The organism is Rhodococcus sp. SMB37 (assembly GCF_004345605.1).
In the GTDB taxonomy this organism is placed as follows: Bacteria; Actinomycetota; Actinomycetes; order Mycobacteriales; family Mycobacteriaceae; genus Rhodococcus.
Map to the genome: position 1 here is coordinate 1 of NZ_SLVY01000034.1, position 13537 is coordinate 13537.

Consider the following 13537-nt stretch of genomic DNA (forward strand, 5'->3'; position numbering starts at 1 on the left):
GAACAGGCCACCGTCGGTGCCCTGCGCGCACGAGCGAAAGACGTGGACGTCAGCGAGACATCCAAAACGGAATACCGCCGACGCTACGAACTCGCTCACTCGTAGACCGATACGACGGCGCTTCCGGACTCCGGGGAGTTCGGAAGCGCCGTCGTTCTGTCGGGAAGGTCAGTCCTCAAGGATCCTGCTCACGGCGACACACTGTTCGTCGAAGAACTCCCGCGCGACACCGCTGCGCGAGGAGACGAGGTCGAAACCGTGGAAAGCCCCTGATACCGGATGGAATTCGCATGGTACCCCGGCTTCGACGAGCCGGTCCGCATATTCACGATCCTCGCGCGCGAACAGATCGTTGGAGCCCACACCGATCCACGTCGGTGGGAGCCCCGCCAGGTCTGTTCGACGTCCCGGCGCCGCAATCGAGGCATCGGCGTCCCCGAGGAAACTCGCCCACCCGAAGCGATTACAGTCCTCGTCCCACATACGCATGTGCTCGGGCCCGGAGACGGTCCGGTCGTCGAGCATCGGATAGACCAGGAGCTGGAACGCCGGCTCCGTGAGGTCGCTGTCGCGTATGGCGAACGCGAGCGCGGCAGCAAGACCTCCACCCGCACTGGCACCACCGATCACAATCTTCGACGCGTCCACCTCCGGCCGATGCACGAGCCACCGATAGGCCTGGAAGCAGTCGTCCACCGGGATCGGATACGGGAACTCCGGCGCGAGCCGGTAATCGACCGACGCAACGACGGCACCGAGCCGGTCGGCAAAACGCTGACACAGCGCATCGTCCTGCACGGCTCGGCCGAACACGTAACCACCGCCGTGGATCCACAACAGCGCCGGACGCGGTTCGTCTCCGACCGGCGTGCGCGGACGGAAATATCGCACCGCTACACCAGGTTCCAGGACGTGGACATCCGCGTCTCTACCCTTGATCGCCTTCGTGAGTCTGCGCAACACCGGAAGGGTTCTCGGTGTCACCGCGCGTCGCGGCGCCACCAGCGCCGCGACCCGCAGATCAGGATGAAAACTTGCCAGCGACCTCATACGGCCGAGCATGCTGACCGTCAGCTCTTGCCAGCGGTCAGGCGCGCGATGTTGGCCTGGAAGTCATCGCTCTGGAACGTCATTTCCTCTGCCGACAGCGCAAAGTCGATGGCGGCGAGCACCGTACGCTCGAGCTGGATGTTGATCAGGCGCTTCGTCGCCTCGATCGCCTTCTGCGGCTGATCCAGGATGTTCTTGGCGGCCGCGAGTGCCTCGCTGAGCGGATCCTCGACCACATGATTGGCCAGCCCCAGTTCCAGTGCCCGCTGCGCGGGGATCCGCTGGCCGGTGAAGGCGAACTCCTTCGCCTGCAACAGACTGATCTGCAGCGGCCAGGTGAGCGCACCGCCGTCGGCGGCGACAAGACCGACCTGTACGTGCGGGTCGGCGAGGTAGGTCTTCTCACCCATGTAGACCATGTCGCTGAGCGCAACGATGCTGCAGCCGAGCCCCACTGCGGGCCCGTTCACAGCGGCGATCACCGGGATTCGGCACCGGGTCATCCCGAGCACGAGCTCACGTCCGTCCGCGATCGACTTCGCGCGCAGGTCGGGGTCCTTCGCGAGTTCCTGGAGATAGGTGAAGTCGCCGCCGGCCGAGAAGGCTCGCCCGGCACCCGTGATCACCGCGACACGCGCATCGCGGTCCGCACTGAGGCGTGTCCAGAGTCGCGAAAGTCCCTCGTGCAGAGCATCGTTGACTGCATTGAGATCATCGGGGCGATTGAGGGTGATGATCCGCAGCGGGCCGTCCGCCTGAACGTCGATTTCGTCGGGCATGTCGTACATGTCAGACCCCCAATCCGAGGATTCGTGAAGCGATGATGTTCTTCTGGATCTGCGATGTACCGCCCATCACCGACTGCGCGCGGCTGTACATGTACGAGCCGAGCAGCTCGGTGTCGCGGGTGCCGGCCACCGCCAGCGCGGCGTGGCCGACCGATTGATCCACCCAGGTCATGAGCAACTTGTCGAGCGAGCCCTCCGACCCGTGGTTCACACCGTCGAGCTGTTCCGACAGCCGGCGGCGCACGTGCAGGCGCAGCATCTCCGATTGCACCGCGGCCCACGCGAGATCTTCCGGCGGTCTGCCTTCTGTGCGGGCGGCAAGCTGGCGGACGAGTTTGCCGTAGCGGGCTGCGAATCCGAGTGTGGAGGGTTCGCGTTCGTGCCCGACCACCGTCATCGCGATGCGCCAGCCGTCGCCAGGCTTGCCGACCATCTGATCCGCAGAGACCCGCGCACCGTCGAACAGGACCTGACCGAATTCTTTGGTGACACCACTGATCATCTTCAATGGCCGCTGCTCGATGCCCGGCTGCTTCATCGGGACGATGAACGCCGAGATTCCGCGGTGCCGCGGCGCATCCGGATCGGTGCGCGCGAGCAACAGGCACCAGTCGGCAACGTCGGAGTAGCTCGTCCAGATCTTGTGACCGTGGATGATGTATTCGTCGCCGTCGCGGGTCGCGGTGGTGGTCAGCGATGCGAGGTCGGAGCCGGCGCCGGGTTCACTGAATCCCTGGCACCACCGTTCGGTGCCGTTGATCATCCCTGGCAGGAACCGCTGCTGCAGTTCTTTGCTTCCGTGATGCCCGAGACCCACCACGAGGTAACCGAGGCTGGGCCGCGGCGGCGCACCGGCGATTGCGAGTTCCTCGTCGAGGATCACGTCGAAGACCGGCGGGAGTTCCTGGCCGCCGTACTCCTTGGGCCAGGACAATCCGAAGAATCCCGCCCCGTACAGGGCCTGGTGCCATTCTCCCTGCTTGGCCCAGTACTCGTCGCCCGATGTGGGGAACTTGCCTGCTATCTCTGCGAGCCAGGTGCGCAGCCGCGTGCGGAACGCGGCTTCTTCCGGCGAGTCACGAAAGTCCAAGGTCGATCTCCTCCAGGCTCACGGGGAACAGTTCGGTGGACGTCAGCGCCCGCCGAAGGTAGACGTGTTCGATGCATTCCCAGGTGTTTCCGATGCCGCCGTGCACCTGGATAGCCGTTTCGCACACCGTGCGGGCGGCACGGGCGCAGTAGATCTTCGCGATCCGCGCGGCGCGGACCGCCTCGGCGGGTGTCAGTTCGTCGACGGCCCATGCCGCGTGCCGAAGCACGCTGATGGATCCTTCGATGAGCGCTTCGCTCTCGGCGAGCAGGTGCGCGACGGCCTGGTACGAGCCGATCGTGTTGCCGTACTGTTCGCGGATCTTGGCGTAGTCGACCGCGGCTGCCTGGGCGCCACGCGAGGTTCCCACGAGGTCCGCGCACGTGGCGACCAACGCCAGCGCGTATCCCCGCTCGATCTGCTCGGACGAGAGGTCACCGAGCTGTTCGTACGGTTCGACCAACGTCGCGAATGTGCGGGTGAAGTCGGCACCCTCGGCGGGGTCGCCGATCTCGGCCGCGAGGATACTGTTGTCGCGCACTACGAGTGCGCGAGTGAGTCCCGCCGCGTCGAACGCGTCGGCACCGATGGCGATGCCCCAGGTCTGTTGGTCGTCGGAGAGATGCCGTCGCAGGTCGTCGGCGAGGATCGGCCCGAGGAACGGAACATCCACGAGTCCTCGGCCGAATTCTTCGGCAACGATGGCCACCTCGACGCCGGAGGCACCGTCGGAACGCAGTTCGCGCCAGCCGGCCGCGGCGACCGTCTTCTCCAGCCGCGCGACACGTGTCGCGTCGTCGAGGTCCTGAACCGAACCCGGCCCCAGATCGTCGGCGAGTTTTGCGGCTGCGTCGCGCAATTGCTGTTGTTCATTGGTCAGACGTACGTCCATGGCGCTCCTCGAGTATTCGGCGCAACACCTTGCCGGAGGGCAGGCGCGGGATTTCGGGCACGAAGACCACTCGGCTCGGACGCTTGTACGAGGCGAGAGTGTTCCCGACGAGGTCGATGATCTCGTCGGCTTCGATCGGTGCGGTGGTCGTGACCGCTGCGACGACGGCTTCCCCGGTGGAAGGGTCATCGGTGCCGAACACCGCACAGTCGGCGATGTCGGGGTGGGAGAACAGGACGGTTTCGATCTCGGCCGGCGCCACCTGGAAGCCGTTGACCTTGATCATGTCCTTGGATCTGTCGGTGATGCGCACCCAACCGTCGGCGTCGACACTGCCGACGTCGCCGGTGCGGTACCAGCCGTCGACGAATGCACCGGCGGTCGAGTCCCTGGGCAGGTATCCGGCCATCATGGACGCGGAGCGCACCTGGATCTCGCCCGTGTGGTCCGGTGCGAGTGTCTCGCCCGTCTCGAGCGACACGACGCGCATCTCGACACCCGGAACCACACGACCCACGCTGTCCAGGCGCGCACCGTCGATCGGACTGCAGGCGATCACCGGCACTTCACTCGCGCCGTACGCGGGGACCCACGGCACCCCTGTGCGCCGAGTGACGGTCTCGGCGACGCTCGGCGTGACAGGCGTGGCACCCCACATGATGTAGCGCAGCGACGACAGGTCGAAGGACTCGAGTTGCGGGTGTGACGCCATGGCCAGAGCGATCGGTGCGACAGCCATCTCGACGGTGATGCGGTCGCTCTCGATGTGGCGCAGCATCGCGTCGAGATCGAAACGCCGATGCAGCCGCAGCCAGGCGCCTGCATCGAGTGCGGTCGCGATGTTGAGCAGACCGAGGATGTGCGACGGGGGTGTGACGATCTGGATGCGATCGCTCGCGGTGAGTTTCAGGGCGTCGCGCCAGTGCGCGACTGCGGCGGCGAACGACGCGTGGGTGTGTCGGACCGCTTTCGGAAGACCTGTGGTACCGGAACTGAAGACCAGCAGGGCGTCGGCATCCGCGCCCGCCCGCGTGGGCGGGCGAAATCCCTCCTCGATCTGATCGTCGAGGCAGAGCGTGGGCATCAGGGCGGCCAGGGCCGAATTGTCGCCGACAGCATGGGTCGCCTCGCTGACGTCGAGCGCGTGCGCGACTTCAGCGCGTTTCCATGCCGGACTGATCAGGACGACGACTGCACCGACCTGCCAGATGGCCAGCACGGCGATGACGAACTCGGGCCGGTTCGACGACATGAGGGCCACACGGTCGCCGGGTGTGACACCGCGGCGCTCGAGGGACGCTGCCATACCGGCAGCCAGCGCTTCGAGTTGCGCGCGGCTGTATTCCTGCTGGTCGAAGGCCAGCACGGTGCGGTCGGCCATGTCCTCGTTCCTTACGATCCCGTCTCATCCTGGGAATATCTCGGTCGGGAGCTTTCGCTCTCACTGGCGAGAATAGTACTCTCCAAGTAGCAGAATATCGATACCAGGAGGAGACGGTCCATGGCGAGACCACCTTTGTTCCAGCGCGCGACCGTTACCCGGATCGTGAAGGAGACCGACGACGCCCGCACCTACGTGCTCGCCCCTGTGGACGGGCCGTTCACCTACCAGGCAGGCCAGTTCTGCACCTTCAAGGTCAACGTGGACGGCACCGACCTCTACCGGTCGTACTCGATGTCGAGCGCCCCCGAGACCGACACCGAGATGATGACCACCATCAAGCGGGTCCCCGGAGGCAAGGTCTCCAACTGGCTGCACGACAACGTGGCCGAGGGCGATCAGGTGGAGATCACCCGCCCTGCGGGCACCTTCCTGCTGCGCGAGGGCGAAGGACCCGTCATCGGATTCGCGGGCGGCAGCGGCATCACCCCGCTCCTGTCGATCGCGAAGAGCACCCTCGCCACCACCGATCGGGACGTCCGTCTGCTCATCGCCGATCGCGACCGCAATGCGGCGATCTTCGACGCCGTGACCGACGATCTCGTCGAGAAGTACGCCGGACGCCTCACCGTCGTTCGCCACTTCGACGACGACTTGGGCCTGCTCACCCCCGCAGGTGCGTTGGAGTTCATCGGCGCCGACACCGCGTCCGACACATACCTGTGCGGCCCCGAGGCATTCATGGACATGATCGAGTCCGCCCTCACCGGTCCCGGCACCGTGTACAGCGAACGCTTCGGCACCGCCGCGGAACCCGTGCAGGTTGCCGACGTGGAGACCCCGATCCCGGCCGCACCGATCGAGGGCACCGTGTCGATCCGGCTGGGCGGCCAGCGCGTGTCGGTGCCGCTGAATCCGGGAGAGACTCTCCTCGAAAGCGCACGTCGCGCGGGATTGGCGCCTCCGTTCTCGTGCGAGGCCGGCAACTGCGCGACCTGCATCGCGAAGATCACCGACGGCAGCGCCACCATGCGTGTCAACGACGCACTCAGCGACGACGAGATCGCCGACGGCTACACCCTCACCTGCCAGGCCGTACCGGACTGCTCCATCAAGGTGCGGTACGAATAGACCCTCCGGCATGTCGATGGCCTCCAACGGAATCCGTTGGGGGCCATCGACATGTTGTGCCTGTGCGACCGACGACTCCGATCAGCCGACGGGAAGCGTGCCGTGCTCACCCAGCCGCGGCGGCGCCCCGTATTCGGGCTCGTAGCCGTCGATGCGGATGGGGCTTCCGACGAGCCGGAAGTCGCCGGCCTCCACGACCATCGACGATGTGGCCTCGAGCGCATCCGGCAGCGACCGGACCGCGGCGGCGGGCACACCCAAGGGGCGCAACCGCGATTCCCACCCGGCGGCGGTGTCGCCGGCGAGCACCTCGGTGACGACTGCAAGCACCTCGTCACGATTCGCCGCGCGTTCGGCCATCGTCTCGAAACCGTCGACGCCGGCCTCCGCCGCGAACGTCCGCCAGAAACCGTCGTGCGTGATGAACAAGGCCAACGTCCCGTCGGATGTCGGGAACAGCTGCGCAGGAACGTAGTACGAGTGCGCCCCGTTCGGCATACGACGCGGCGCTGTTCCTTCGTTGAGATATGCGGAGGCACGGTAGTTGAGCTGCGAGAGCATGACATCGCGTAGCGACACCTCGACCTGGCCCCCGCGGCCCGACACGATCTGGGCGAGCAGTCCGAGCGCCGCCGTCAGGCCGGTCGAGTTGTCGGCAGCCGAATACCCGGGCAGGGTCGGTGGCCCGGCGGGGTCGCCGGTGAGATCAGCGACACCCGTCACCGCCTGGATGACGTAGTCGAACGCCGGATCATCGCCCTCGTCGAGGCCGTACCCCGTGAGCGCGACACACACGATCCTGTCGTTGAACCGACGCAGTGCGTCGTAGGTCAGGCCGGATTTCCGGATCGCCGACGGCTTGAGATTGACGAGCAGAGCGTGTGATTCGGCGGCGAGCTCACCGAGCCGGCGCTGACCGTCCTCGGTGGTCAGATCGAGGCAGATGCTCCGCTTGCCCCGATTGAGGCTCGCGAAGTACGCGTCGCTGACCTGCCGCGACAGGTCGCCGGTCGGTGGTTCGATCTTCGTGACCTCTGCCCCGAGATCGGCCAGCATCATCGTTGCGTACGGTCCGGCAAGAATGTGGCCGACCTCGAGGATCCGGATACCTGCGAGGGGACCGGAACCCGTGGTCACCTCAGTTCCTTCGCGAGCTCGGCGACGACCTCACGCGTGCGGTACTTCGACGCGACCAGTTCGTCGCGGTTGTTGCCGATGGGCAATAGGCGCATCGACAGATCGGTCACGCCCGCGTCGCGATACCGCTTGAACCCGGCGAGGATTGCGTTCTCGTCGCCGACGATGGCCATCTGGCCGATGTCCTTGGCCTCGCCCTGCTCGAGCAGACGCTGGTAGTTCGGCGAGATCTCGGCCTCGGCGAGGATGCGGTTGGCACGCTCACGCGCGATGCCCTCCTCGCCCGGTGCACACAGACATACCGGCACACCCGCGACGATCCGCGGGTCGGGGCGGCCTGCTTCGGCAGCAGCCTTGGTGATGCGGGGAACGATGTGCTCACCGATCGCGCGTTCGTCGGCCATCCACAGGATGGTTCCGTCGGCGCGTTCACCGGCGATCTTCAGCATGACGGGCCCGAGCGCAGCGACCAGGAGCGGCAAGGGTGCCACGGGTCCGATATCGAGCGGATTGTGCACGGTGAACGTGTCGTTCTCCACATCGATCGACCCGGGGAGGTCCTTGATGCCACCGAGGACGTCGAGGTAGTCCCGGGTGAACTTGGCGGGCTTCTCGTAGGGCAGGCCGAGCATGTCCTGCACGATCCAGTGGTGCGACGGGCCGACACCGAGCGCGAGCCGTCCGTTCAGCGCAGCGTGGGTGGACAGTGCCTGGCGCACCAGGTGCACCGGGTGCTGTGCCTGGAGAGGCACGACGGCAGTACCGATTTCGATGCGGCTCGTCCGCGTACCCATGAGGGCGACGGCCGTCAATGCGTCGAAGTCCGTGGGGATCTGCGGAACCCACACGGTGTCGAACCCCGCGGATTCGGCCCATTCGACGTCTTTCAGCATCCGGTCGACCTTGCGGGCCGTATCACCCTGCTCAGGCCCGACCATCACTCCGATCCGCACGATTCCTCCAGCATTCGACGAGTTCGTTTGACTGCGCGGCCCGGTGGCGCGCTCGGTGGCCGGGCTCGAGAATGGGTTACGCCTGGTCCGGGTTGCCGGTCAGCGTGCGTTCTCGGTCAGCTTGCGCACTCCGGCGACCAACTCGTCGAGTGGCGTACTGGTCGGGAACACCGCGGCGGCCCCGGCATCGAGAAGCTTGGGGACGTCGGACTGCGGGATGGTGCCGCCGACGATCACGTCGATGTCGCTGCCGTCCGCGGCGCGCAGGGCCTCGACGACCTTCGTCGTCAAGGCGACGTGCGCGCCCGAGAGGATGCTCAGACCCACCACAGCGACATCCTCCTGGACGGCGATGGACACGATGTCCTCGACCTTCTGGCGGATCCCTGTGTAGATCACTTCGAAGCCGGCATCACGCAATGCGCGCGCAACGATCTTGGCGCCACGGTCATGGCCGTCGAGTCCGGGCTTGGCGACGAGAACGCGGGCGGTCATCAGAACACCACCGGCTGCTGGAACTCGCCCCACACGGACTTGAGTGTGGACACCATTTCGCCGACCGTGCAGTAGGCGTTGGCGCAGTCGATCAGGGAATGCATGAGATTGTCGTTTCCTTCCGCTGCGCGGGACAAGGCTGCGAGGGTGCTGCGCACGGCCTCGGGATCACGCTCGGCCTTCACCTTCGCGAGACGCTTCAGCTGCATCTCGCGACCTTCGGCATCGAGTTCGTAGGTGGAGATCTCCGGCGCGGGCTCGTCGGAGACGAACTTGTTGACGCCGACGATCGGTCGCTCGCCGGCTTCCATCTCCTTGTGGAGCTTGTACGCCTCGTCGGCTATGAGGCCCTGGAGGTAGCCGTCCTCGATGGCTCGGACCATGCCGCCGTGCTGTTCGAGATCGGTCATGATCTCGACAATGCGCTCTTCCGTGCGGTCGGTGAGTGCCTCGACGAAGTAGGACCCACCGAGCGGGTCGGCCACCCGGGTCACGCCGGTCTCGTAGGCGAGGACCTGCTGCGTGCGCAGCGCGAGCGTCGCGGATTCCTCACTCGGCAGGGCGAACGGCTCGTCCCACGCCGCGGTGAACATCGACTGGACACCCCCGAGCACGGAGGCCATGGACTCGTAGGCCACACGCACGAGGTTGTTCTGCGCCTGTGGGGCGTAAAGCGAGGCACCACCGGCGACACAACCGAAACGGAACATCGATGCCTTGTCGGTGGTCGCGCCGTAGCGCTCGCGAACGATTGTCGCCCAACGACGGCGTCCGGCACGGTATTTGGCAATTTCCTCGAAGAAGTCGCCGTGAGTGTAGAAGAAGAACGAGATCTGCGGCGCGAACTGGTCGATGGTCATGCGGCCGCGTTCGACCACGGTGTCGCAGTAGGTGACACCGTCGGCGAGGGTGAAGGCCATCTCCTGGACCGCGTTGGCTCCCGCGTCGCGGAAGTGTGCACCCGCCACCGAGATCGCGTTGAACCGCGGGACTTCGGCGGCACAGAATTCGATCGTGTCGGCGATCAGACGCAGGGACGGTTCGGGCGGCCAGATCCACGTTCCGCGGGACGCGTATTCCTTGAGAATGTCGTTCTGGATGGTGCCGGTGAGCTTCTCGCGCGGCACCCCCTTGCGCTCGGCGGCGGCCACATAGAAGGCCAGCAGGATCGCGGCGGTGCCGTTGATCGTGAAGCTGGTGCTGATCTTGTCGAGGGGGATGCTGTCGAAGAGGATCTCGGCGTCGGCGAGGGTGTCGACGGCGACCCCGACGCGGCCCACCTCTTCGGTGACCTCGGGGTCGTCGGAGTCGTAGCCGCACTGCGTGGGCAGGTCGAGCGCGACCGAGAGCCCGGTTCCGCCCTGTTCGAGCAGGTAGCGGTAGCGGCGGTTGGATTCTTCGGCGGTACCGAAGCCCGAGTACTGACGGAAGGTCCACAGCCGCCCCCGGTAGCCGGAGGCGAAGTTTCCACGGGTGAAGGGGAACTTCCCGGGCAAGGGTAGTTCACGCTCTCGATCCCCCGACCCGTACACCGGATCGAGCGGGATCCCGGACGAGGTTTCCACGATATCGCTCACGCTGGATACCTTACTTGCAGAAAATGAGAATGCCAATATCATCGGTGAGAACGAATGAGCCCCACGAAATCCGAGCAGGGAGAACGATGACGAGCCAGCATGCACTTCGCGACCGCACGATGGTTGTGTCCGGCGCCAGCCGCGGCATCGGACTTGCGATCGCCGTCGCAGCCGCAGCACAGGGCGCGAACGTAGTGCTCCTGGCCAAGACAGCCGAACCCCACCCGAAGCTGAAGGGCACGGTCCACACGGCCGTGGCCGACATCGAGGCAGCCGGCGGCAAGGCCGTCGCCATCGTCGGCGACGTACGCAAGGAAGAGGACGTCCAGCGCGCCGTCGACACCGCCGTCGAGCGATTCGGTGGCATCGACATGTGCGTCAACAATGCAAGCGCGATCGGAACCGAACCGACCGAGAAGCTGTCGGCGAAGAAGTACGACCTCATGCAGGAAATCAACTGCCGGGGCACCTTCCTCCTCACGAAGGCAGCACTGCCGCATCTGCGCAAGTCCGAGAACGGGCACATTCTCACGATCTCCCCGCCGATCAACATGAACCCGTACTGGCTGGGTGCACATCCCGCGTACACACTGTCCAAGTACGGAATGTCTTTGCTGACACTGGGTTTTGCGGCCGAGTACGCCGAGGCCGGCATCGCCGCGAACTGCCTGTGGCCGGAGACCTACATCGCCACCTCCGCGGTCGCGAACATGCAGGACGGCGAGAACCTGCTGTCGTCGTCGCGTAGCCCCGAGATCATGGCCGACGCCGCGGTCGCGATCCTGTCGGGCCCCGCGAAGACCACCAGCGGCAAGTGCTACATCGACTCGGATGTTCTCACCGCAGCCGGTGTCACCGATCTCTCGCGCTACGGCGGCGGCGACAACCCTCAGCGGGATCTGTTCCTCGACGCCTGATCATCGCACCGCACAAAACGGCACCGAGTGAATCTCACTCGGTGCCGTCGCATTCCGGGAGCACTACCGGACCACACGCCGCCTGCGGGTGGCCTTCCGTTCCTCTTCGGTCATGCCGCCCCAGACCCCGTAACGTTCACCGGATTCCAAGGCGTAGCTCGAGCACTGCGCACGCACCGGGCATACCTGACAGATCCGCTTCGCAGCCGCGACCCTTTCCTCACGCGGTTCACCACGCTCGTTGTCGGGGTGGAAGAAGATCGCCCCGTCGACGTCGCGGCACGCCGCGTCCATCTGCCAGTCCCACGACTCCGCCACCGGCGGGGGGAGTTTGAGGAGTTTCAGAGCGGGCACGGGTCACTCTCCCTTCGACATCTCTCGATAGATTCGGATGAGCGCGTCGGTGGAGGCATCACCCGTCGCCGGATCGCCGTCGCCCGACAACGCCGGCTGCAGTTGCGTTGCCTGTACTTTCCCCAGTTCCACGCCCCACTGGTCGAACGAATCGATCCCCCACACCACGCCCTGTACGAACACCTGATGCTCGTACAACGCGATCAACTGCCCGAGGGTCGACGGGGTCAGTATCGGAGCAAGGATCGTCGTCGACGGCTGATTGCCGGGCATCACCTTGTGCGCCACCAATTCCTCGGGTGTGCCATCGGACCGCACCTGGTCTGCGGTGCGCCCGAACGCCAACACCTTCGACTGCGCGAAGCAGTTCGCCATGAGCACCTCGTGCATGCTTCCGGTTCCGTCGGCGGTGGGCAGATCATCCGTCGACGTGGCAAATCCGATGAAGTCCGCCGGCACCAGGTGCGTTCCCTGGTGCAGCAACTGATAGAACGCGTGCTGTCCGTTCGTTCCCGGTTCCCCCCAGAAGATCTCGCCGGTCGCGCATCCCACCGGAGCGCCATCGGCACGTACGGACTTGCCGTTCGACTCCATGGTCAGCTGCTGCAGATAGGCGGGGAAGCGCACGAGGTCGTTGGAATAGGGCAGCACGGCACGCGATTGCGCGCCGAGGAAACTCGTGTACCACACGCCGAGCAGGCCGAGCAGGACCGGACTGTTCTCTTCGAGGGGTGCGGTACGGAAGTGGGTGTCGACGCGGTGGAACCCGTCGAGCAGTTCGGCGAATCGCTCGCGGCCGATCGCGCACATCACCGACAGCCCGATCGCCGAGCCGACCGAGTACCGGCCGCCGACCCAGTCCCAGAAGCCGAACATGTTGGCCGGGTCGATCCCGAACTCCGCGACCCGCTGAGCGTGTGTGGACACCGCAACGAAATGCACCGCGACCGCGTCCTCGCCCAACGCCGCGACCAGCCAGCGCCTCGCTGCGGTCGCGTTCGTCAGCGTCTCGACTGTCGAGAACGTCTTGGACGCCACGATGAACAACGTCGTGGCCGGATTCAGGCCGTGGAGGGCTGCCGTGAGATCGGCCGGGTCGACGTTCGACACGAATCGCACCTGCGGACCGTCGTGGTAGTGCCGCAACGCACGTGTCACCATCACTGGGCCCAGATCGGATCCGCCGATCCCGAGGTTGACCACTGTCGTGATCTTCTCCCCGGTCGCTCCGCGCCACCGGCCGTCCCGGACCCGGTCGGTGAAAGCACCCATCGACGCGAGCACGTCGTGCACGTCGGCGACCACATCCTGACCGTCGACCGTCAACCGCGCGGTCGACGGGAGTCGCAGTGCGGCGTGGAGGACCGCCCGGTCCTCGGTGACGTTGATGTGTTCACCGGCGAACATCCGGTCGCGTGCGCCCTCGACCCCGGTCGCGCGTGCGAGGTCGAGCAGCAACTCCTTGGTGCGGTGGGTGATTCGGTGTTTGCTGTAGTCGACCGTCAGATCCGCGGCGGTGACGGTCATCGCCTCGATCCTGGCCGGATCTGCTGCGAACAGCTCACGCAGGTGCACCGACTCGATGTCGGCGCGATGGGCGTCGAGTTCCTTCCACTGCGGAAGAGTGGTCACGTTCTGTGCAACCGAAGTCATCTCGCTCAACCGTCCGCTCAGGCCAGGGCGCGTAGCCGCGGAGCCAGATCCCGCTCGAACAACTCCAGAAACCGCCGCTGATCATGACCCGGCGCATGAAACACCAAATGATTCAACCC

At 65.7% G+C, this 13537-nt stretch carries 13 protein-coding genes and 1 pseudogene; 2 read left to right on the forward strand and 12 right to left on the reverse strand.

Annotated elements, in window-relative coordinates:
- Positions 1 to 168: 168 nt before the first annotated feature.
- Genes EV641_RS28720 through EV641_RS28740 form a run of 5 tightly spaced genes read right to left on the reverse strand, consistent with a single transcriptional unit; the run spans position 169 to position 5201 of the window.
- Positions 169 to 1050, reverse strand: coding sequence for an alpha/beta hydrolase (locus EV641_RS28720; RefSeq protein WP_054717480.1), 882 nt, complete (start codon positions 1048 to 1050; stop codon positions 169 to 171).
- A gap of 20 nt (positions 1051 to 1070) precedes the next feature.
- Positions 1071 to 1838 (reverse strand): enoyl-CoA hydratase/isomerase family protein, encoded by a 768-nt coding sequence (locus tag EV641_RS28725; protein WP_054717465.1) that lies wholly within the window; start codon positions 1836 to 1838, stop codon positions 1071 to 1073.
- 1 nt (position 1839) lies between these two features.
- A complete protein-coding gene (locus tag EV641_RS28730; RefSeq protein ID WP_054717468.1) occupies positions 1840 to 2928 on the reverse strand; it encodes an acyl-CoA dehydrogenase family protein in 1089 nt (362 codons plus the stop codon).
- Complete coding sequence (locus tag EV641_RS28735) at positions 2915 to 3820, reverse strand: acyl-CoA dehydrogenase (RefSeq protein ID WP_054717471.1); 906 nt, start codon at positions 3818 to 3820, stop codon at positions 2915 to 2917. Before EV641_RS28735 ends, EV641_RS28730 begins: the two co-directional genes overlap by 14 nt.
- Positions 3798 to 5201, reverse strand: coding sequence for an AMP-binding protein (locus EV641_RS28740; protein WP_132476903.1), 1404 nt, complete (start codon positions 5199 to 5201; stop codon positions 3798 to 3800). Before EV641_RS28740 ends, EV641_RS28735 begins: the two co-directional genes overlap by 23 nt.
- 120 nt (positions 5202 to 5321) lie before the next feature.
- On the opposite strand from EV641_RS28740, the gene EV641_RS28745 reads away from it, so the two are divergent.
- Entirely contained in the window at positions 5322 to 6332 is a 1011-nt protein-coding gene (locus EV641_RS28745; RefSeq protein ID WP_054717476.1) for a ferredoxin--NADP reductase, read from the forward strand.
- Positions 6333 to 6413: 81 nt separating this feature from the next.
- On the opposite strand, the gene EV641_RS28750 is transcribed toward EV641_RS28745, so the two are convergent.
- The 4 genes from EV641_RS28750 to EV641_RS28765 all read right to left on the reverse strand — a co-directional run bounded on the left by EV641_RS28750 (position 6414) and on the right by EV641_RS28765 (position 10494).
- Positions 6414 to 7469, reverse strand: a complete 1056-nt coding sequence (locus tag EV641_RS28750; protein WP_132476905.1) for a CoA transferase — start codon at positions 7467 to 7469, stop codon at positions 6414 to 6416.
- The gene (locus EV641_RS28755) at positions 7466 to 8422 is read right to left on the reverse strand and encodes an LLM class F420-dependent oxidoreductase (RefSeq protein ID WP_132476907.1); all 957 of its coding nucleotides are present in this window, start codon (positions 8420 to 8422) and stop codon (positions 7466 to 7468) included. Before EV641_RS28755 ends, EV641_RS28750 begins: the two co-directional genes overlap by 4 nt.
- A 99-nt stretch (positions 8423 to 8521) precedes the next feature.
- On the reverse strand, positions 8522 to 8917 hold the full coding sequence (locus EV641_RS28760) for a cobalamin B12-binding domain-containing protein (RefSeq protein WP_054717303.1): 396 nt from the start codon (positions 8915 to 8917) through the stop codon (positions 8522 to 8524).
- The gene (locus EV641_RS28765) at positions 8917 to 10494 is read right to left on the reverse strand and encodes a methylmalonyl-CoA mutase family protein (protein ID WP_132476909.1); all 1578 of its coding nucleotides are present in this window, start codon (positions 10492 to 10494) and stop codon (positions 8917 to 8919) included. The genes EV641_RS28760 and EV641_RS28765 overlap by 1 nt, the downstream gene beginning before the upstream one ends.
- An 86-nt stretch (positions 10495 to 10580) precedes the next feature.
- Here EV641_RS28765 and EV641_RS28770 point away from each other — a divergent pair, with 86 nt between their 5' ends.
- Entirely contained in the window at positions 10581 to 11411 is an 831-nt protein-coding gene (locus EV641_RS28770; RefSeq protein ID WP_132476911.1) for an NAD(P)-dependent oxidoreductase, read from the forward strand.
- 63 nt (positions 11412 to 11474) lie between these two features.
- Here the strand turns inward: EV641_RS28770 and EV641_RS28775 are convergent, their stop codons facing one another.
- The 3 genes and pseudogenes from EV641_RS28775 to EV641_RS28785 all read right to left on the reverse strand — a co-directional run.
- A complete protein-coding gene (locus tag EV641_RS28775) occupies positions 11475 to 11765 on the reverse strand; it encodes a WhiB family transcriptional regulator (protein WP_132476913.1) in 291 nt (96 codons plus the stop codon).
- Positions 11766 to 11768: 3 nt separating this feature from the next.
- On the reverse strand, positions 11769 to 13418 hold the full coding sequence (pgi, locus tag EV641_RS28780; RefSeq protein ID WP_054717307.1) for a glucose-6-phosphate isomerase: 1650 nt from the start codon (positions 13416 to 13418) through the stop codon (positions 11769 to 11771).
- 17 nt (positions 13419 to 13435) lie between these two features.
- Positions 13436 to 13537: pseudogene (locus EV641_RS28785) on the reverse strand (F420-dependent glucose-6-phosphate dehydrogenase); the annotation flags it as partial.

Coding starts and splice junctions, on each gene's coding strand:
- EV641_RS28720 (WP_054717480.1), bottom strand. CDS start 1,050: ATGAGGTCGCTGGCAAGTTTTCATCCTGATCTGCGGGTCGCGGCGCTG.
- EV641_RS28725 (WP_054717465.1), bottom strand. CDS start 1,838: ATGTACGACATGCCCGACGAAATCGACGTTCAGGCGGACGGCCCGCTG.
- EV641_RS28735 (WP_054717471.1), bottom strand. CDS start 3,820: ATGGACGTACGTCTGACCAATGAACAACAGCAATTGCGCGACGCAGCC.
- EV641_RS28740 (WP_132476903.1), bottom strand. CDS start 5,201: ATGGCCGACCGCACCGTGCTGGCCTTCGACCAGCAGGAATACAGCCGC.
- EV641_RS28745 (WP_054717476.1), top strand. CDS start 5,322: ATGGCGAGACCACCTTTGTTCCAGCGCGCGACCGTTACCCGGATCGTG.
- EV641_RS28760 (WP_054717303.1), bottom strand. CDS start 8,917: ATGACCGCCCGCGTTCTCGTCGCCAAGCCCGGACTCGACGGCCATGAC.
- EV641_RS28770 (WP_132476911.1), top strand. CDS start 10,581: ATGACGAGCCAGCATGCACTTCGCGACCGCACGATGGTTGTGTCCGGC.
- pgi (WP_054717307.1), bottom strand. CDS start 13,418: ATGACTTCGGTTGCACAGAACGTGACCACTCTTCCGCAGTGGAAGGAA.